The sequence below is a fragment of the Lentzea sp. NBRC 105346 genome (genome assembly GCF_030269605.1).
Classification (GTDB): Bacteria; Actinomycetota; Actinomycetes; order Mycobacteriales; family Pseudonocardiaceae; genus Lentzea.
In genome coordinates this window covers 23,114-41,411 of sequence record NZ_BSTQ01000025.1, presented here as the reverse complement: position 1 = coordinate 41,411, position 18,298 = coordinate 23,114, and the positions used below count along the sequence as shown (strand labels likewise).

The window sequence follows — 18,298 nt, the reverse complement described above, 5'->3', positions numbered from 1 at the left end:
TCCATCAAACTGGGTTGATGTATATTCGGGTGCGTGGTTCCCGCCTTCCTGCGGCTGGCCGCGCACCCGCTGCGATGGCGGCTGCTGACCGAACTGGCCGCGAGCGACTACCGGGTCCGTGAACTGACGGACCTGGTCGGTGAGCCACAGAACCTGATCTCGTACCACCTGCGGCTGCTGCGCGACGGCGGACTGGTAGCCGCCCGGCGCAGCAGCTTCGACGGCCGTGACACCTACTACCACCTGGATCTCGACCGTTGCGCCGGTGCGCTGGCGGAAACGGGAGCCGCGCTCCACCCGGCACTCCGACCGCCGACGCCAACCCCGGTGACCGGGCGCGTGCTGTTCGCGTGCACCGGAAACAGCGCCAGGTCACCCGTCGCCGAGGCGCTGCTGCGCCACCACACCGGTGGCCAGGTCGAGGTGACGAGCGCGGGCAGCAACCCCAAACCACAGATCGATCCGCACGCGGCAAAAGCACTGCGCGAGCACTACGGCATCGACATCGCCGACCGACGGCCGCGGCCACTCGAAGACATCGACCGGTTCGACCACGTGATCACCTTGTGCGACAAGGTGCGGGAAGTGCTGCGCGACCGGCCGGTGATCCACTGGAGCATTCCCGAACCGGACCAGGCCACCGTGGACCGCGTCATCGCGGAGATCGACACCCGCGTCCGGTACCTGATACCCGTACTGACAGAGGTACGACCATGACCGAAGAACTCGCAAGCGTCCGGTACATCGTCGACGACGTGCAGGCGGCCGTCGACTTCTACACGACCCACCTCGGCTTCACCGTGCGCAGCCACCCCGCGCCGGCGTTCGCCGACGTCGTCCGCGGCCCGTTGCGGCTGCTGCTGTCCGGCCCGGCAAGTTCCGGCGCCCGCGCCACTCCCGCGGAGGCGGACAAGGCCGGGCGCAACCGGATTCACCTGGAGGTCGACGACCTCGACGCCGAGGTTGAACGGCTGCGCGGGGCCGGGCTGACGTTCCGCAGTGAGGTGGTCAGCGGGCCCGGCGGGCGGCAGGTCCTGATCGCCGACCCCGCCGGGAACCTCGTCGAACTGTTCGAGCCGGCCAGAGAAACGATCTAGCCCTTGAGCAGGGCGCGGGACATGACGACCCGCTGCACCTGGTTGGTGCCCTCGTAGATCTGCGTGATCTTGGCGTCGCGCATCATCCGCTCCACCGGGAAGTCCCGCGTGTACCCGGCCCCACCGAAGAGCTGCACGGCCTCGGTGGTGACCTCCATGGCCACATCGGACGCGAAGCACTTGGCGGCAGCGGTGATGAACCCGATGTTGGGCTCACCGCGCTCGGCCTTCGCGGCGGCGGCGTACACCATGTGCCGCGCGGCCTCGATCTTCATGGCCATGTCGGCGAGCATGAACTGCACGCCCTGGAAGTCCGCGATGGAACGGCCGAACTGCTTGCGGTCCTTGACGTAGTCGATCGCGGCCTCGAGCGCACCCTGGGCGATGCCGACGGCCTGGGCGCCGATGGTCGGGCGGGTGTGGTCCAACGTCTTCAGAGCGGTCTTCAGGCCGGTGCCGGGCTCGCCGATGATCCGATCAAGAGGAATGGTGCAGTTCTCGAAGTAGATCTCACGCGTGGGCGAGCCCTTGATGCCGAGCTTGCGCTCCTTCGGGCCGACCGAGAAGCCGGGGTCGTCGCGGTGGACGACGAACGCCGAGATGCCGGCGGACTTCTTCTCGGCGTTGGGGTCCGTCACCGCCATGACGGTGTACCAGGTGGACTCGCCGGCGTTGGTGATCCAGCACTTGGTGCCGTTGAGCACCCAGTGGTCACCGTCCAGAACGGCCCGCGTGCGCATGGACGCCGTGTCCGAGCCCGCCTCGCGCTCGGACAGGGCGTAGGAGGCCATGGCCTCGCCGGAGGCGATCGTGGGCAGGACCTGCTGCTTCAGCGACTCCGAGGCCGACAGGAGGATCGGCATGGTGCCCAGCTTGTTCACGGCCGGGATCAGCGACGAAGAGGCGCAGACGCGGGCCACTTCCTCGATGACGATGCACGTGGCGACCGAGTCGGCGCCCTGGCCGTCGTAGGCCTCGGGCACGTGGACAGCGGCGAAACCCGACTTGACCAGCGCGTTGTGCGCCTCGGAGGGGAAGCGCTCCTGGTCGTCCACGTCCGCGGCGAAGGGCTTGATCTCCTTCTCGGCGAGCGAGCGGACGGCCTCGCGCAGCGCCTCGTGCTCCTCGGCGAGCTGGTAGGTGCCGAAGCTCGGGTTCACCTTGTTACCTCCCAGTAGGCGGATCTGAGAGGAATGTTAGCGAACGTTCACGCGAGAGGCTTTGTGCCTTACAGCACTACAGCGACTTCTGCAGCGCGGCGTCCTTCTCCAGCACCAGCTCCTCCAGCGAACGCTGGAACGCGGCCATGCGTTCCTGCAGGTCAGGGGAGGAAGCGGCCAAGATGCGGACCGCGAGGAGACCCGCGTTGCGCGCGCCGGCTACGGACACAGTGGCGACCGGCACACCGGCCGGCATCTGGACGATCGACAGGAGCGAGTCCATGCCGTCGAGGTACTTCAACGGCACGGGCACGCCGATGACCGGCAGGACCGTCGCGGAGGCCACCATGCCGGGTAGGTGTGCTGCACCGCCGGCCCCAGCGATGATCACGCGAAGACCGCGAGAAGCGGCGGAAGCCGCGTAGTCGAGCATGCGCTGCGGGGTGCGGTGCGCGGACACGACGCTGACCTCGAAGGACACGTCGAACTCGGCCAGCGCCTCGGTGGCGGCCTTCATCACCGGCCAGTCCGAATCGCTGCCCATGATCACGCCGACGTCGGTCACTCCGTGCCTCCATGAATATCGAAACCGTCGAGCCACACGCCCGCGGAAAGCCAGTGCGCCGCCAACCGGGCGCGCTCGCGCACGGAAGGCATCGACGAACCCAGGAACGTCACGTGGCCGATCTTGCGGCCCGGCCGCTCGGCCTTGCCGTAGAGGTGCACGTGCGCGTCCGGGAACCGCGCGAACAGGTGGTGCAGCCGCTCGTCGGGGCCCATCGTGGGCACGTCGACGGCGCCCAGCACGTTCGCCATCACCACGGCCGGCGCCAACAGGTCTGTCGCGCCCAGCGGGTAGTCCAGCACGGCCCGCAGGTGCTGCTCGAACTGCGACGTCCGCGCGCCCTCGATCGTCCAGTGGCCCGAGTTGTGCGGGCGCATCGCGAGCTCGTTCACGACCACGCCCGAAGGGGTCTCGAACAGCTCCACGGCCAGCAGGCCCACCACGCCCAGCGCGTCCGCGACCCGCAGCGCGAGGTCCTGCGCGGCGGAACCGTCCAAGTCAGGCGCGGGCGCCAGCACCTCGACGCAGATCCCCTCGGACTGCACGGTCTCGACCACCGGCCACGCCGCGCCCTGCCCGAACGGCGAGCGCGCGACCAGCGCGGACAGCTCACGGCGCATCGGCACGCACTGCTCGACCATCAGCGGCGTCCCCGCGGCCAGCAGCTCCGGCACCACGCGTTCGGCGCTCGACGGCGTGTTCAGCATCCACACGCCCCGGCCGTCGTACCCGCCGCGCACCGCCTTCAGCACGCACGGCCAGCCCTCGGCCGCACCGAACTTGAGCACGTCCGACACCGACGACACGGCCGCGTACGGAGGCACCGGCAGGCCCAGGGAGGACAGCTTCTCCCGCATCTCCCACTTGTCCTGCGCGTACAGCAACGCGTCCGGACCGGGGAAGACCTTCACGCCCTCGGCCTGCAGCGTGCGCAGGTGTTCGCCGGGCACGTGCTCGTGGTCGAACGTGACGACCTCGCAGCCCTTCGCGAACGCGCGCAACGCGTCCAGGTCCGTGTGCGTACCGAGCACGACATCACGCGCCACCAGCGCCGCGGGGTCCGAATCGGACACGGCGAGCACGCGCAACGACTGGCCGAGCGGGATGGCGGCCTGGTGCGTCATACGCGCGAGCTGGCCGCCGCCGATCATGCCGACGACGGGAAGACGGGTTCGGGAGTCCACGGGGAACGTACTTTACCTGCGGATAGTTCAGCGAGCCGAGCCGCGGTCCGGGTGGTGGCCGGGGTGTGCAGGACGAGCCGCTGGTCGTGCTCGGGCGACAGCAGCACCTCGCAGTCGAACTCCAGCAGCCCCACGGGATGCCGGATCCGCTTGCGGTCGGACCGCCGCACGGCCACGTCCTGCGCGGCCCACAACCGGGCGAACTCCGGGCTCTCCAGCAGTTCGTCGACGAACCCCCGCACCGACGGCCGCCGCGCGAGCGTGGCGCGCAGGTCGGCGACGTGTGCCCGTGCGACGTCCTCGCGATCTTCCGGGGGAATCCGGCTCGGCGCACCGGACCGGAAGAACAGCCGGAACAGGTTGCCGCCCACGATCTCGGGAAACACCAGCTCGGCGAGCGAGGTCCACGCCAGCACGTCGCCGGTGTCGGTGATCACCATCGCCAGGTCGTCGCTCAGCCGGTCGAGCAGCAACCGCACGCTCGGACGCACCCGATCAGACGCCGACGGCACCGGCACGGGTGCGTCGGCCAGCCGGAACAGGTGGTCGCGCTCGTCCCCGGAGAGCCGCAGGGCGCGGGCGAGTCCGGTCAGCACCGGCACCGAAGGATGCGGTCCACGCGCCTGTTCGAGGCGCGTGTAGTAGTCCGTGGAAATGCCCGCCAGATCCGCGACCTCCTCGCGCCGCAGGCCGGGCGTGCGAGCCGACGGCCGGTCCGGCGTCAGCCGCTCGCGGCGACTGCGCAGGAAGCTCGCCATCTCCTGCCGATCCACGCCCTCGAGCGTAGCCGGGGACTGACCGTCCCTGGTTGTTCGATCACCACGCGAGCAGCCTCGAAGGTATGAGAATCGCATTGACCGGAGCGACGGGACGTGTGGGCAGCAGGCTGCTCCCCCGGCTGCTCGCCCGCGGCGACGAGGTGACCGCGCTCGTCCGCGCGAACCCCGAACGCGTCCAGGGCGCCACCACGATCGTCGGCGACATCAACGACGAGCGCGCCATCAAGGAACTGGTCGACGGAGCGGACGTCGTGCTGCACGTGGCCGCCGCGCTGCGCACGGACACCAACTTCGAGGACGTCAACGTCAATGGCACGAGAAAGCTGGCCGAGGCCACCAATGCCAAGTTCGTCTACGTGAGCACGAACCTCGTCTACCCGTCGGGACTCGGCAGGCCCGCCACCGAAGACGACCCGACCAGCACCGACCCGGCATGGGGCGGCGAGTACGCGAAAACCAAGGCACAGGCCGAAAAGGTGCTGCTGGACACCAGGGAGGCGACGATCGTCCGGCTGTCTTTCGTCTACGGCGAAGGCGATCCGCACCTCGCCGAGTCACTGCGCTGGGCGAGCACCTGGCCCGCCGACCACCGCCTGCACATGATCCACCACGCCGACGTCGCGCAGGCGTTGTTCCTTGCCATGGACGGAAAACCCGGCATCTACAACGCCGCCGACGACAGCCCGATGACCGCGGTGGAGCTGCACCAGCTCAACGGCGTCAGGCATCCCGGAACCAGCTCAGCCGAACCCGACGCGTGGCACGGAATCGTGTCCACCAACCGAATCCAGCGGGAGCTGGGGTTCCGTCCGCGGTTCCCCTCGGCCTGGTCCGCGCTACATGCCGGAGCATTGTGACCGTTACAACGAACAAAGCCGCGCCGAGCACGGCACTGGCGACCGGCCCGAGGTTGATCCGCAGGGCCACGAACACGAGGGCCGTCGCCGCCATCGCGGCGACGGTCCGCCGCACGATCAGTCCACTGAGGACACCGACTGCGAAGCCGAGCAGCGAGTAGCCGACCTGCCCCGGTTCGATCAGCAACGTCAGCAACGAGAACGCACCGCACAGGACGAGGGACTTGCCGAGGAACCACGAGAGCGGCGACACGTCCTGGCCCCACGCCAGGAAGTACGTGCGCTCCTCGAACTCACGGGCCAGCAGCGGCGCACCCCAGAACACCGCGACGACCCCGGCGAACGCCCACCGGATCACCTCCTGGATCAGGTCGAGCCACCCGGACGCCCAGGGCACAACGGCCACCGCGGCCAGCACGGCCGTGGTCACCAGCACGGCACGGTGCTGCCGCCAGGTCAGCCAGATCACGCGAGCCTCCGGTGCGTTCGCGACGGCCGCCAGCCACGCCTGATCCGTTCGTGCGCAAGGACGAACAGTCCCAGGGCCAGCAGGAAGCAGACCAGGAACTCGGTCACCTGGAACCCGAAGACCCGCTCGACCGGCTGGTAGTCGACGTAGCTGTCGGTCCCGCCGTTGGCGGCGATGCAGGCCGCGGGCCGCGACAGCCGGGCACAGATGTCCGGCACCGCCATGGGTTCACCGTCCCCGCCGAGATACCCGCTCGCGACGATCTCGGCGCCCTTGGGCACCGAGGCCGCCTCACGGACCGGCGCCACCGCGCGCTCGGCCGGCAGGTAGTGCTCGCGCCAGCCGAGTGCGAGCAGCATGCGCACCCCGACGTAGGCGGCCAGCGTGAACGCCATCGCGGTCAGCGTGTGCCGCGCGAGCAGTCCGAAGAGCACACCGAGCGCCAGGCCGAGCAGCACGTATCCGGCCTGCACCAACGGATGCGCCTCGAACAACGCCCACGACGCGCCGTCCTGGTAACCGCGGAAGCCGTCGCCCTGCCCCATCAACACGGCCAGCACCAACGCGAACACGGCGAGAACGCCCACCTTGCCCGCGAGCCACCGCTGCGGCGTGACGTCCTGCCCCCACGCCACGAGGTGCGTCCGTTCCTCGAACTCCCGCGCCACCAGCGGCGCACCCCAGAACATCCCGATCACCGCGCCGAACGCGGTCTGCAACAACACCGCGTAGAAGGCGGGCAGCGGCACCGATCGTCCGGGCGACTCGGTCAGGTCGACGGCGACCAGCAACGACGACGCGATCAACGCCAGCACCGCGGTCGATAACAGGACCCAGCGGTGCTGCCGCCAGGTCAGCCACACCATGGCCTTCACGCAGCCGCCTCCAGGTGCGCGACGACGAGCTCCTCCAGCGTCACGGGACGCGCGGTCCACGGTTCCTCGACGACCGCGCTTTCCGGGCACCGCACCACAAAGCTCGACTGCCGCTGCTGGTGCCGCGCCAGCACGACCTCGCCGGCCACCGGCGGCTCGTCCGCGGCCGGCCCGACGATCTCCAGGTGCTCGCCGAGCAGCTCGTCGGTGTCGCCGTCGACGAGCAACTTCCCATCCGACAACAGCAGCAGCCGATCGGCGACGCCGCCCAGCTCGGCCACGACGTGCGTGGAGTAGAGCAACGTCATCCCGGTGTCCGCGACCTCGGCGAGCAGATCGCGTACGACCTTGCGGCGCGCCAGCGGATCCAGCTCGGCCAGCGGTTCGTCGAGCAGCAGCACGTCCGGCCGGGACCCCAGCGCCAGCGCGAACGCGACGTGCGCGCGTTGCCCGCCGGACAGGTCGCCGCAGCGCAGCTTCAACGGCACGCGGTACCGGTGCAGCCAGCTGTGCGCGCGGTACTCGTCCCAGACCTTGTTCATGTGACCGCCGAACTTGAGCACGTCCAGCGGCGTGAAGCCCTTGTACATCGGCTTGTCCTGCGGGACGAACGCCACGCGTCCCGCGACCGCCACGTGCCCGAAGTCGGCGGGCAGGTGCCCGGCGAGGATGTTCAACAGCGTCGTCTTGCCGGCGCCGTTCGCGCCCACCAATGCCGTCACGCTGCCCGCGGGCAGCTCGAACGAGCAGTGGTGCAGCGCCCATTTCGACACGTTCTCCACGCGCACGGTCACGCCGCCGCTCCGTTCCACTCACGCCCCATCGGGTCCCCCACTCAGAACAGCGCGCACCAGCGCGTCGATGTCCTCCGCCTCCAACCCGGCGGCCCTCGCCTCAATGACCCACTTGGCGAACTTCCCGCGCAGCTCCTCGAGCACCTCGGGGGCGGCGGTCCCCAGAGTCGCCTTCACGTAGGTGCCGGATCCCTGGCGCGCCTCGACGAGGCCGGCCAGTTCGAGCTCGCGGTAGGCCTTGAGCACGGTGTTCGCGTTGACGCCGCTCGTCGCCACGACGTCCCGGACGGTCGGCAACCGATCGCCCGGCCGCAACCGGCCGAGCCGGACGGCCTCCCGCACCTGCCGGCCGAGCTGCAGGTAGGCGGGCAGGCCGCTGGCGCGGTCCACGCGGAACTCGACCACTCACGCTCCCAGATTGTTCTAGTCGACTAAGACAATAGAACACTTTGTCGGTCACGCGGGAGCCCCACGTTGCGTGTCATGCATCGCGGGGCTCCCGCGTGACTTTCAGGTGGGGGTGGGAAGTGCCATGAAGGGTCCCCTCATGGCGGTCAGCGCTATGAGGGGACCCTTCATGGCAGATGCAGGGAAGCTCGGACCCTGGACAGGGGTTCAGCGTCCGAGAGCGGTGATGAGCGCGCAGGCCTCGACGTGCGTGTCGGGCAGTCGTTCCAGCCACACCTTCGCGGGCCCGACCGGCCGCACGTGCGGGTCGACGGCCAGCGCGTCGGCGGCCAGAACGCGCAGGTTGGAGACGCGGCGGGCCAGGGTCTCGTCGCGGCGGGTGAGCACCAGCGCGGTGCCGGGACCGATCGAGGCGAGCGTCTCGCCGCCGTCGAAGACGGTGCGCATCGCGTCGGACACCAGCGTCATCGCGACGACGCGGGACCAGCCGGTGGCCTGCGTGACGTCGATGCGCAGCAGGACGAGCATGTAGTCGAGCGACGTCTCGCGGTACACCTCGCCGAGCCGCGTGCGCAGGTAGGCGGGTGTGGCCAGACCGGTGAGCGGGTCCTCGGAGGCACAGTTGCCCGCCTGTTTGCTGACGACGTCCGCCCAGCCGAGCGCGGTCATCCGCAGCATTCGCGCGGGTAGCGCGTCGACGTTCGGCGCGATCATCGCGGAGCCTTCGGTCAGCACGGCGTGCAGCGCGGCGAGGTCGAGCAGCGTCTCGCTGAGCCCGGCGCCGGCCTCGGCGCGGGCCCGGCCGAGGCGCACGAGGGCGTCACCCGGATCGGTCGCGTTGAGCACGGCCGCGCAGACTTCGTCGACCTCGGCGAGCGGCCAGTCGGCGGGAAAAGCCCAGCCAGCGGCCATGGTGGCGGTTCGCCATCTGGCCTTCAGCAGGCGTTCCGCTTGTGCAACTACCACCCGAGCCGTCTCCTTCCGGGCTGGTTTCCAGTTAGGAGACGTGACGGCGCATGGTCCATGACGGCAATCCGTCCGGGCGGTTCGGCGTGACGGTGTGCGACGAAGTACGTCACACTTGGCCCCGGCGAGGAGGGACATGGCGACCGTTCCGGCAGACGTACAAGGCCCGAGCGACGCGGAGCTGATCGAGTCAGTCCGTGGCGGGACCATCGACGCATACGGCCAGTTGTACGAACGGCACGTCGCCGCTGCTTACAACCTCGCCCGGCAGCTCTCCAGGTCGTCCGCCGAGGCCGATGACCTGGTCTCCGAGGCGTTCGCCAAGGTGCTGGACACGCTGCGGGCCGGGCGCGGCCCGGACTCGGCGTTCCGCGCGTACCTGCTCACGGCGCTGCGGCACACCGCGTACGACAAGACCCGCCGCGACCGGAAGGTCGAGCTGTCCGAGGACGTCTCGGACGTGGCGCCGCCGGTCCAGTTCAGCGACACGGCCGTCGCGGGCCTGGAGCGCTCGCTGGCGGCGCGGGCGTTCGCGCGTTTGCCGGAACGCTGGCAGATGGTCCTCTGGCACACCGAGATCGAGGGGCAGTCGCCAGCCGAGGTCGCCCCGCTGCTCGGGCTGACCGCGAACGGCGTGTCCGCGCTCGCCTACCGCGCCCGTGAGGGCCTGCGGCAGCAGTACCTGCAGATGCACCTCACCGAGGTCACCGCCGAACGGTGCCGCGCGACCGTCGACCGGCTCGGCGCGTGGACGCGCGGCGGCCTGTCGAAACGCGAGACCACGCAGGTCGAGGCGCACCTCGACGAGTGCGGGCAGTGCCGTGCGCTGGCCGCCGAACTGGCGGACGTCAACGGCGCGCTGCGGGCCTTCGTCGCTCCCCTGGTGCTCGGCGCGGGTGCCACCGGGTACATCGCGCTGGCCGGCACCGCGACCACGGTGGCCGGCGTCGCCACGGCCGGTGCCGGTGCCGCGGGTGCGGCCAGCGCCCTGCCGCGTCAGCTGGCGAGTGTCGGCGCGTCGACCGCCGCCCTCGCCGCGGCCGTCGCGATCGCGCTGGCCTCGGGTGGTCCGTCGCCGAGCGTGCCGCCCGTGCAGGCGCAGACGCCGCCGCCGGTCGTGAGCACGCAACCGCCGCCGACCCCGGTCCAGCCGCCGCCCGCGCAGACGCCCACGCCTCCGCCGCCCTCACCCACGCCGTCCACGCCTCAGCCGAACCCTCCGGCTCCGCAGCCGGCCCCCCAGCCCCAGCCGACGCCGGCGACGCTCGTGCCGACCGTGCCGAGCGGGTTCTCGCTGACCCCCGGCCAGCCGATGGACCTGCCGATCACCGTCCGCAACAGCGGCCAGACGGCCGCGCCGCCGCCCTCGGTGACGCTGGTCCTGCCGCAGGGCGTGGAGTCGACCGGCGGCGGCTCGTCGTTCGCCTCCCGGCGCCTGCTCGCGCCGATGACCTGCCCGGCCGGCACGGGCACGGTCACCTGCAAGGACACCGCGGAACTGCCGCCGGGCGGGTCGACGACGTTCGTGTTCAAGCTGCGCGCGAGCGATGACGCTCAGGGCGGCACGATCACCGGCACGGTCGACGCGGGCACGGCGATCTCGGTGAAGATCACCGTTCCGGTGGTGGTCAAGCCGATCCAGGACGACATCGAGCTGACCGTGTCGACGTGGCACCAGGTGCACTGGGACCCGCGTGTCGACGTGACCGCTCGCAACATCGGGCCGCGCGCAGGCACGTTGAAGCTCGACGTCACGTCGACCGAGAACATCGTGATCTTCACGCCGTGCCGCGAGTGCTCGCGCGTCGGGAAGAACTCCGTCCAGTGCCTGTCCGAGCTGCAGCCCGGCGACCGGTTCCGGATGTCGTTCTGGGCGTTCGGCCTGCCGCACCACGGCGGGACGATCACGGTGACCGCGACGCTCGGCAACGCGACCAAGACCGTCACGGTGCCGATCAAGCCGCACCCGTGGGAGCCGCCGGACCTGCCCGACCCGGACGACCAGCGGTCCTCGACGACGGTCACCACACCGCCGCCGACGACCACCACGACGACCACGACGCCCGGCAAGACCACGACGACGACGCCCCCGCTCGTGCCCGCACCGCCTGTGGTCCCGCCGGGGACGCCGACGACCGTCCTGCCCCCGTCGACGCCGCCTTCACAGCCGACGACGACAACGCCGTGCCTGCCGTTGCCACCGTGGCGGCCGCCGCTGATCCCTGACCTGCTGCCCTGGCCGTGCTCGCCACCCCCTCAGTAAGCCGTCCGCGGTGATCCGTAAGCTGCCCAGGTGCTGCCAGTCGTTCGCCGTGCCCTGAGCGCGTTTCCCGAACCCGTCCGGTTCCTGCTCAACAAGCACCGCGAACTCATCAGATTCGCCGTGGTCGGCGGCACGACGTTCCTCGTCGACAACGGCGTCTGGTACGCGCTGAAGCTCACCGTGCTGACCGACAAGGTGGTCACCGCGAAGGCGATCGGCGTGCTGGTCGCGATCATCGCCTCGTACGTGCTCTCGCGGGAGTGGTCGTTCCACACGCGGGGCGGACGTGAGCGACACCACGAGGCCGCGTTGTTCTTCCTCGTGAGCGGAATCGGCGTCGGCATCAACCTGGTGCCGCTGACGATCTCCAGGCACCTGCTGGGGCTGCAGTCACCGCACGTCAGCGTCTTCATGGAAGAGATCGCCGACTTCGTCAGCGGCTCGATCATCGGCATGCTGCTCGCGACGGCGTTCAAGTTCTGGGCGATGAAGAAGTGGGTGTTCCCGCACGCGGACGCCCGACCTGACCGGCGCATTCACCCGATCTCCGTAGACTGCGCTGGTGTCCCTAGGCGAAACAGTGATCTCCCGGTTTCCGGAGCCGATCAGGTCGATCGCGCTGAAGCATCGTGAACTGGTCAAGTTCGCGCTGGTAGGCGGCACCTGCTTCGTGATCGACACGGCGATCTTCGTCGTGCTGAAGACGACGGTCCTGCTCGAGAAGCCGGTCACCGCGAAGATCATCGCCACCCTCGTGGCCACGATCGTGTCGTACGTGCTCAACCGAGAGTGGTCGTTCAAGACCCGCGGCGGTCGCGAGCGGCACCACGAGGCGGCGCTGTTCTTTCTCGTCAACGGCATCGGCATCGTCCTGAACTCGATGCCGCTGTGGGTCTCGCGGTACGTGTTCGACCTGGAGGAGCCGTTCGTCTCGCGCGCGGTGCAGGAGATCGCGGACTTCACCAGCGCCCAGATCATCGGCACGCTGGTCGCGATGGCCTTCCGCTGGTACGGCTACAAGAAGTGGGTGTTCCCGGAGGCTGACGCGCGGCCCCGCCGTGGCCGTTCCACCGAGGACGAGGAGATGCTCGGCCACTCCTGATCCGGTGTGCCGTTATGGCCACCATCACGGACTTCAGGTCCGTGATGGTGGCCATAACGGCACTAACGGGGCGTGGGTTGGGCTCGCCAAGGGATGCCCACCACGTCCTCCGCCTTCGGCACGGGCAGGAAGACGGCGAACGTCGCCGGCCGCGCCGTGGACAGCTCCAGCCGCCCGCCGTCCGCGTCCACCAGCGCGCGGGCCAGCGCCAGCCCCACACCTGTGGACCCACCGCCGGAGACACCGCGTTCGAAGATGTGCGCGGCCAGCTCGTCCGGCACACCCGAGCCGGCGTCGCTGACCTCGACGACGACGGTGCCCTCCTCGCCGCGCGCGGACACGGTCACCTGACCCTCGCCGTGCCGCGTGGCGTTGTCCAGCAGCACCCCGATGGCCTCGCGCAGACGCGCGGGCGTGGCCCGGACGTACAGCCCGTCCGGTACCCGGACCCGCAGGCCGCGGCCCTGGCCGCGCAGCTGTTCGCGCCACTCCTCGGCGATCGCGGTCAACGCCGACCTCAGGTCCACCGGTTCCGCGCCGACGGCACGAGCCGCCCGAGCCGCGGCCAGTAGTTCGTCCAGCACGGCGTTGAGGCGTTCGGCCTGTTCCAGCGCGGCACGGGCCTCGGCGGCGGTGTCCGGTTCCGGGTGATCGGCGAGAGCCTCCAGGCGCAGCTGCAACGCCGTGAGACGCGAACGCAGCTGGTGGGAGACGTCGCCGACGAGCTCGCGTTCGCGTTGCACCAGGCGGGCCAGTGCGGTCCCGGACGTGTCGAGCGCCTCCAGCACCAGGTCCAGCTCGGAGATGCCGTGCCTGGTCTCGGACGCGCGGAAGTCGCCCGCGCCGAGCCGGGCCGCGCGGGCGGCCACGTCGCGCAACGGGCGGGAGAGCTTCTGGGCCGTCACGGTCGCGACGACGGTTCCGGTGCCGACGGACAACACGAGCAGCAGGAGCACCACGACCGCGACCTGCGCCTGGGTCGTGCGCATCGGGGCGGACGGGATCTCCAGCCGCACGTTGCCCTGCTGCGCGATCGGCAGGTCCACCACGAGCGGGTCCGCGCCGGGGTCCGGGCCGATGACCTCCGTGCCGACGTTCGAGCGCACGGTCAGGCGGCCGTCCTCTGGGACGACGATCCGCACCGCGGCGAGGTCGACGTGCTGACCGTTCGCGATCTGGTCGTCCAGCGACGTCGCGATCCGCTGGGCGCGGCTGGTCAGGTCACCGCGCGCGCTGTCCTCGACGAGCTGCAGCGCGGTGTACCCGAGCGGGATGCCCAGGGCGAACCCGGTGACGGCGACGGCGAGCAGGATGGCCCGCAGGATCTTGCGGCGCATCAGTCCGAGTTGAAGCGGAAGCCGACGCCGCGGACGGTGGCGATGCGCCGTTCCGCGGACTTCGGGGTGCCGTCACCGAGCTTGCGACGCAGCCAGGACATGTGCATGTCCAACGTCTTGCTGCCCTTCATCTCCGGGTCGTTCCACACCTCGGACAGGATCTCGTCGCGGTTCACCACCTGGCCCGCGCGCTGGATCAGGACCCGCAGCAGCTCGAACTCCTTGTTGGCGAGCTGCACCTCACGGCCTTCGACGGTGACCCGGCGGGCGGCGAGGTCCATCCGCACGCCGTTCACCTCCAGGGTGCCGGGCGCCCGGCGGCGCAGCAGGGCCCGGATGCGGGCCATCAGCTCGGCGAGCCGGAACGGTTTGGCCACGTAGTCGTCCGCGCCCGCGTCGAGGCCGACGACGAAGTCCACCTCGTCCGCCCGCGCGGTCAGCATCAGCACGGGGATGCCGCGACCGCCCGCGCGCAGCCGGCGGCACACCTCCAGCCCGTCCATGCCGGGCAAGCCGAGGTCGAGCACGAGCAGGTCGATCCCGCCCGCGACCGCGACCTGCAGCGCACCCGGCCCATCGGCGACGACCTGCACCGCGTAGCCCTCGCGTTGCAACGCGCGAGAGAGCGGTTCCGCGATCGCCGGGTCGTCCTCGGCCAGCAACACCACGCTCACGACACTCAGCGTAGGCGTGCAACGATCTCGCCCGTGTCAACCCACGGTGCTGATCTCGAACTCGCCCTCCGCCTCGCCGAGGTCGCCGACGCCATCACGTCCACCCGCTTCCGCGCGCACGACCTCGTCGTCGACCGCAAGCCGGACCGCACGCCGGTGACCGACGCGGACGTCGCGGTCGAGGACGCCATGCGTTCTTTGCTTGCGGCGGAACGTCCGGACGACGCCATCGTGGGTGAGGAACGAGGTGCCACCGAAGGTGCCCGTCAGTGGGTGATCGACCCGATCGACGGCACCAAGAACTTCCTGCGGGGTGTTCCCGTCTGGGCGACGTTGATCGCGCTCGTCGTCGACGGCACGCCGGTGGTCGGCGTGGTGAGCGCTCCCGCGCTGGGCCGGCGGTGGTGGGCGTCGGCGGGTGGGGGCGCCTTCATGTCGGACGGGTCCGGCGAGCGTCGCATCTCGGTGTCCGGGGTGCGTTCGCTGGAGGACGCCTACCTGTCGACCACGCACCTGGGCTCGTGGGTGGAGTACCACTCACGCGAGGCGTACCTGCGGCTCGTCGACGCGTGCTGGGAGAACCGCGCGTTCGGCGACTTCTACCAGCACTGCCTGGTCGCCGAGGGCGCGATCGACCTGGCCGCCGAGGCGATCGTGAACCCGTGGGACGTGGCGCCGTTCCAGGTGCTGGTCACCGAGGCGGGCGGCACGTTCACCGACCTGTCCGGTGTCGCCGCTTACGACCGGGGCAACGCTTTGACCTCGAACGGTCTTGTCCATTCGGCGGCGCTGGAACTGCTGAAGCTGCCATAGTGCGAAGGTGATCCACATCCTGGCGGCCGGTTCCGATCCGGCCTACGCGCTCGGCAGGCTGATCGGCTTTCTCCTGATTCCGGGGATCGTCGTGATCGCCATCGTCGCGGCGCGTCGCAAGAGTCGCGAAAACGCGCTGCGACAGCAGCAGTATTGGGCGCAGCAGCAGTACATGCAGCACCAGCAGCCGTATGGACATCCCCAGCCGCCGCAGCAGTACGGGTACGGACAACCGCCTCAGCAGCAGCAGTACTACCCGCCTCAGGGCTGAGGCGCGGGCTCCTCCAGCGCGAGCGCGCCGCGTGCGACCTGGGCCCACGCGAGGCGCCCGAAGAGGTAGTGGCATGCGACGTGCTCGCTGGTGAAGCGCGCCCAGTCGTAGCGGTTGCCCTGCTCGCGCCAGAACACCTCGAAACCCTCGTCGTCGGCGAGGACGCACCAGCTGTTGTCGGCCTCGGCGCCCACGGACACGACGTTCTCCGGCACACCGATCTTGGTCAGCCAGCCGGTGAGCTCTGCCGGGTTCATGAGGTGATCTCCATCAGGTAGCCGAGCGCGACCAGGTCGGCGACTGGGTAGGTGGTGCGGTAGCGCGCGCCACCGCCCGGCTGGCCGAACCAGGGGGCGCTGATCGTGCGCCACACCGGCAATGCGCGCAGCACCCGGTAGCGGTGGTAGCCCTCGTGCAACGCGTGCGGCGGCAGGCTGCGGTGTGCGAACGGCGTGCCCGTCTGCGACAGCACCCGGCCCTCCGCCGAGCCGAAGCGATCGAGCTCCGCGCCCTCGTCGAGGACGTCGGGCCGGCCCGCCTCGTAGCCGCCCTCGGGGAACAGCTCGGCGGGCGGCCACGCGTACTCGACCGGCTCCTCCCGGACCAGGAAACGGCGCTCCCAGTCGTGCTCGTGCGCACCACCGAGGGGGTCGTAGCCCTCCAGCAGCGCCTGGACGTCCGGGTGATCGGCCGGCAGCCCGTCCGTCTGTTGTGGACGGTCGGCGAACGACGTGTCGACGAGGTCCGACCGCGGGTGATCCTGCGGCTCGAACCGTTGCCCGGCCGCGAAGTCCACCTCTTCGGCCGGGGGCGGCAGCTGCCGGACGGGCTTGCGGCTCAGGCGCGGCGACTGGCCCAGCGGGTAGACGAGCGCGAGGAACCATGTGCCGTACGCGCTCGCCGTCTGCACCTGCTGGACCGGGTTGCCCGCCAGGGCCGCCGCGATCGACTCGTGGTGCACGTGCTCGCCGGGCATCGGTGTGCCCTGGAGCGGCAGGCTGCCGGAGAAGTCCTGCGCCACCACCGCGTGTTGCGCCGCGTGCCGCGGGTCCTGGCCTGCCTTCGGATCCGCCTTGGGGTCGGCTCCCTTGGGGTCGCTGCCCTTCGGGTCCTGGCCGATCCCTTGTGCGACACCGGACTTCGGGTCCTGCCCACCGACCTGGCCACCCACGAACTGAGCGCCGGCCTGCGCCGCAGCCTTGGGCGCCAAGCCCTTCGAGTCCGGCCCGCCGGCGACCTGCGCCGCCGCCTGTGCGGCGGACTTGGCATCGCCCTTGGCACCCGCCACGCCCTGCTGGACCTGTCCCTTGGCCGCGTCGGCACGGCCCGCGGGCCCCTGCTGCCCGGACTGCGCAGCGTTCTGCGCCTGCCCAACGACACCACCCACCTGCGACGCCGCCGCGGCGGCCGCACCGCCGACCGGACCCGCGGGAGCCGCGGGCCCACCGCCGAGTCCGGGCGCGTTGCCCAGGGCGTTGCCCAGCTGCTGCGCGGCTCCCTGGACAGGTCCCTGCCCGGCCGGAGCCTGCGGGCCGGCCGGGGCCTGCGGGCCGGCGTGACCGTGTTCCGCACCCATCAGCGGACGGTCGAGCAGCGCCGCCGCCGAAGCGGCCGTCGTGCCCTCGTGCGGCGGGAGCGTGCCGGACAGGTTCGGCAGGTCGCCACGTCCGGGCACCGCGTCGGCCACCGGGCGGGCGACATCGCCGAGCCGGTCCGCGACCTGCGGCAGCACACCGCCGTCGTCGCGCGGACCGCGGCCGTGCGAACCGTCCGCGCCACCGGTGACGCCGTCGACGACGTTGCCCACGCCGTCCAGCACCTGCGGCAGGAGGCCGCCGCTCTGATTGCGAGCGGGGGTGCCCTGACCACCGGAGGCGCCGTCGGGTCCGCGACCGTTGCCGTCGTCCGACATGCCGGGCACCGCGTCGACCAGCGGCTTCGCCCCGGGAACGGCGTCGGCGACCGGCTGCACTACCGGTGCGACAACCTCCGCGACCGGCGCCACCACACCCGCGACGGGCTGCACAACGGGAGCCACCACGCTCGCGACCGGCTTGGTGACCGTCTCCACCACGGGGGCGACGACGTCGGTGACCGGGCCGAGCAGCCCACCGCCACCGCCGCCACCGGGACCGTGCGCGCCGGGGCTGGTGTTGACGGGCGGCTGGGCGTGGCCCATCTCGACGCCGCTGTCCAGCCGGATCGCGCTGGACAGCGTGTTGTTCAGGTTCGCGACGTTCGCCGCGGTGCCACGCACGGCCGTGTCGAGGCCGAGCAGCGCGGTCGGGTGCCCGGCGGAGGCGGCCGAGTTGGCGGCGTCCTGGTTCTTGGCGAGGGTGACGAGCTCGCGCACCATCTCGACCTTCGCCTGCCCGACCTGTTCGGCGGCGTGGTCGAGGCGGTCGGCGGCGGCGTGACAGCCCTTGGCGGCCTGGTTGAACGAACCCTCGGGTCCGACGATCTTGGACCAGTGGCTGCGGGCGGCGTCACCGGTCGCGCCGGTCAGCGAGTCCATGGCGCGGCTCGCCGAGCCGTCCGTGTCGGTACCCAACGTCTTGATCTTGTCGCCGGCCTCGCGCCACGCGGTGGCGCTGGAGCGCATGGCGTCCTCGTCGGCCTGCGGCCACTGGACTCCAGCCTTCGCGGCGACGTCGGCGAGTTCGACGGGCAGCTCGATCCCCATG

General features: G+C 70.9%; 20 protein-coding genes and 1 pseudogene. 8 read left to right on the top strand and 13 right to left on the bottom strand.

What is annotated here, in order from left to right:
• Positions 1–33: 33 nt before the first annotated feature.
• Together QSK35_RS39035 and QSK35_RS39030 are read left to right on the top strand one after the other, a co-directional pair.
• Complete coding sequence (locus QSK35_RS39035) at positions 34–717, top strand: arsenate reductase/protein-tyrosine-phosphatase family protein (RefSeq protein WP_285752985.1); 684 nt, start codon at positions 34–36, stop codon at positions 715–717.
• Positions 714–1,097 carry a VOC family protein gene (locus QSK35_RS39030; protein WP_285752984.1) on the top strand — a complete coding sequence of 128 codons (384 nt, stop codon included), beginning with the start codon at positions 714–716 and terminating at the stop codon, positions 1,095–1,097. The genes QSK35_RS39035 and QSK35_RS39030 overlap by 4 nt, the downstream gene beginning before the upstream one ends.
• Here QSK35_RS39030 and QSK35_RS39025 read toward each other — a convergent pair.
• From QSK35_RS39025 to QSK35_RS39010, 4 genes are all read right to left on the bottom strand, one after another.
• Positions 1,094–2,257 carry an acyl-CoA dehydrogenase gene (locus tag QSK35_RS39025; protein WP_285752983.1) on the bottom strand — a complete coding sequence of 388 codons (1,164 nt, stop codon included), beginning with the start codon at positions 2,255–2,257 and terminating at the stop codon, positions 1,094–1,096. The two genes, QSK35_RS39030 and QSK35_RS39025, sit on opposite strands and share 4 nt — an antisense overlap.
• Before the next feature lie 76 nt (positions 2,258–2,333).
• Positions 2,334–2,801 (bottom strand): 5-(carboxyamino)imidazole ribonucleotide mutase, encoded by a 468-nt coding sequence (gene purE, locus QSK35_RS39020; protein ID WP_352244196.1) that lies wholly within the window; start codon positions 2,799–2,801, stop codon positions 2,334–2,336.
• Between the two features lie 17 nt (positions 2,802–2,818).
• Positions 2,819–4,006, bottom strand: coding sequence for a 5-(carboxyamino)imidazole ribonucleotide synthase (locus QSK35_RS39015; protein WP_285752980.1), 1,188 nt, complete (start codon positions 4,004–4,006; stop codon positions 2,819–2,821).
• Positions 3,970–4,779: a helix-turn-helix transcriptional regulator gene (locus tag QSK35_RS39010; protein ID WP_285752978.1), complete on the bottom strand. Its 810-nt coding sequence runs from the start codon at positions 4,777–4,779 to the stop codon at positions 3,970–3,972. Before QSK35_RS39010 ends, QSK35_RS39015 begins: the two co-directional genes overlap by 37 nt.
• A gap of 68 nt (positions 4,780–4,847) precedes the next feature.
• Here QSK35_RS39010 and QSK35_RS39005 point away from each other — a divergent pair.
• Positions 4,848–5,408 (top strand): annotated as a pseudogene (locus QSK35_RS39005) (NAD-dependent epimerase/dehydratase family protein); the annotation flags it as partial.
• A 97-nt stretch (positions 5,409–5,505) separates the two neighbouring features.
• On the opposite strand, the gene QSK35_RS42900 reads toward QSK35_RS39005, so the two are convergent.
• From QSK35_RS42900 to QSK35_RS38985, 5 genes are all read right to left on the bottom strand, one after another.
• On the bottom strand, positions 5,506–6,111 hold the full coding sequence (locus QSK35_RS42900) for an ABC-2 membrane transporter-related protein (RefSeq protein ID WP_502881771.1): 606 nt from the start codon (positions 6,109–6,111) through the stop codon (positions 5,506–5,508).
• Positions 6,108–6,977: an ABC-2 membrane transporter-related protein gene (locus tag QSK35_RS39000; protein WP_502881772.1), complete on the bottom strand. Its 870-nt coding sequence runs from the start codon at positions 6,975–6,977 to the stop codon at positions 6,108–6,110. Before QSK35_RS39000 ends, QSK35_RS42900 begins: the two co-directional genes overlap by 4 nt.
• Positions 6,978–6,982: 5 nt before the next feature.
• The gene (locus QSK35_RS38995; protein WP_285752974.1) at positions 6,983–7,780 is read right to left on the bottom strand and encodes an ATP-binding cassette domain-containing protein; all 798 of its coding nucleotides are present in this window, start codon (positions 7,778–7,780) and stop codon (positions 6,983–6,985) included.
• 18 nt (positions 7,781–7,798) lie between these two features.
• On the bottom strand, positions 7,799–8,185 hold the full coding sequence (locus QSK35_RS38990; RefSeq protein WP_285752973.1) for a GntR family transcriptional regulator: 387 nt from the start codon (positions 8,183–8,185) through the stop codon (positions 7,799–7,801).
• A gap of 210 nt (positions 8,186–8,395) precedes the next feature.
• Complete coding sequence (locus tag QSK35_RS38985) at positions 8,396–9,154, bottom strand: GGDEF domain-containing protein (RefSeq protein WP_285752971.1); 759 nt, start codon at positions 9,152–9,154, stop codon at positions 8,396–8,398.
• A gap of 136 nt (positions 9,155–9,290) precedes the next feature.
• Between QSK35_RS38985 and QSK35_RS38980 the strand changes: the two genes are divergently transcribed.
• Genes QSK35_RS38980 through QSK35_RS38970 form a run of 3 tightly spaced genes read left to right on the top strand, consistent with a single transcriptional unit; the run spans position 9,291 to position 12,519 of the window.
• The gene (locus QSK35_RS38980) at positions 9,291–11,417 is read left to right on the top strand and encodes a sigma-70 family RNA polymerase sigma factor (RefSeq protein WP_285752969.1); all 2,127 of its coding nucleotides are present in this window, start codon (positions 9,291–9,293) and stop codon (positions 11,415–11,417) included.
• 33 nt (positions 11,418–11,450) lie between these two features.
• The gene (locus QSK35_RS38975) at positions 11,451–12,050 is read left to right on the top strand and encodes a GtrA family protein (RefSeq protein WP_285753052.1); all 600 of its coding nucleotides are present in this window, start codon (positions 11,451–11,453) and stop codon (positions 12,048–12,050) included.
• Positions 11,980–12,519, top strand: a complete 540-nt coding sequence (locus QSK35_RS38970; RefSeq protein ID WP_285752967.1) for a GtrA family protein — start codon at positions 11,980–11,982, stop codon at positions 12,517–12,519. The genes QSK35_RS38975 and QSK35_RS38970 overlap by 71 nt, the downstream gene beginning before the upstream one ends.
• A 62-nt stretch (positions 12,520–12,581) precedes the next feature.
• Here QSK35_RS38970 and QSK35_RS38965 read toward each other — a convergent pair whose 3' ends face one another.
• Together QSK35_RS38965 and QSK35_RS38960 are read right to left on the bottom strand one after the other, a co-directional pair.
• Positions 12,582–13,856 carry an ATP-binding protein gene (locus QSK35_RS38965; protein ID WP_285752965.1) on the bottom strand — a complete coding sequence of 425 codons (1,275 nt, stop codon included), beginning with the start codon at positions 13,854–13,856 and terminating at the stop codon, positions 12,582–12,584.
• The gene (locus QSK35_RS38960; RefSeq protein WP_285752963.1) at positions 13,856–14,530 is read right to left on the bottom strand and encodes a response regulator transcription factor; all 675 of its coding nucleotides are present in this window, start codon (positions 14,528–14,530) and stop codon (positions 13,856–13,858) included. Before QSK35_RS38960 ends, QSK35_RS38965 begins: the two co-directional genes overlap by 1 nt.
• Before the next feature lie 33 nt (positions 14,531–14,563).
• Between QSK35_RS38960 and hisN the strand changes: the two genes are divergently transcribed.
• On the top strand, positions 14,564–15,343 hold the full coding sequence (hisN, locus tag QSK35_RS38955) for a histidinol-phosphatase (RefSeq protein ID WP_285752961.1): 780 nt from the start codon (positions 14,564–14,566) through the stop codon (positions 15,341–15,343).
• 7 nt (positions 15,344–15,350) lie between these two features.
• The gene (locus QSK35_RS38950) at positions 15,351–15,614 is read left to right on the top strand and encodes a hypothetical protein (RefSeq protein WP_285752959.1); all 264 of its coding nucleotides are present in this window, start codon (positions 15,351–15,353) and stop codon (positions 15,612–15,614) included.
• On the opposite strand, the gene QSK35_RS38945 is transcribed toward QSK35_RS38950, so the two are convergent.
• Positions 15,605–15,871 carry a hypothetical protein gene (locus QSK35_RS38945; protein WP_285752957.1) on the bottom strand — a complete coding sequence of 89 codons (267 nt, stop codon included), beginning with the start codon at positions 15,869–15,871 and terminating at the stop codon, positions 15,605–15,607. The two genes, QSK35_RS38950 and QSK35_RS38945, sit on opposite strands and share 10 nt — an antisense overlap.
• Entirely contained in the window at positions 15,868–18,297 is a 2,430-nt protein-coding gene (locus tag QSK35_RS38940) for a glycohydrolase toxin TNT-related protein (protein WP_285752955.1), read from the bottom strand. The genes QSK35_RS38945 and QSK35_RS38940 overlap by 4 nt, the downstream gene beginning before the upstream one ends.
• Between the last annotated feature and the right edge of the window lies 1 nt (position 18,298).

Coding starts and splice junctions, on each gene's coding strand:
- QSK35_RS39030 (WP_285752984.1), top strand. CDS start 714: ATGACCGAAGAACTCGCAAGCGTCCGGTACATCGTCGACGACGTGCAG.
- purE (WP_352244196.1), bottom strand. CDS start 2,801: ATGGGCAGCGATTCGGACTGGCCGGTGATGAAGGCCGCCACCGAGGCG.
- QSK35_RS39000 (WP_502881772.1), bottom strand. CDS start 6,977: ATGGTGTGGCTGACCTGGCGGCAGCACCGCTGGGTCCTGTTATCGACC.
- QSK35_RS38980 (WP_285752969.1), top strand. CDS start 9,291: ATGGCGACCGTTCCGGCAGACGTACAAGGCCCGAGCGACGCGGAGCTG.
- QSK35_RS38965 (WP_285752965.1), bottom strand. CDS start 13,856: ATGCGCCGCAAGATCCTGCGGGCCATCCTGCTCGCCGTCGCCGTCACC.
- QSK35_RS38945 (WP_285752957.1), bottom strand. CDS start 15,871: ATGAACCCGGCAGAGCTCACCGGCTGGCTGACCAAGATCGGTGTGCCG.
- QSK35_RS38940 (WP_285752955.1), bottom strand. CDS start 18,297: ATGGGGATCGAGCTGCCCGTCGAACTCGCCGACGTCGCCGCGAAGGCT.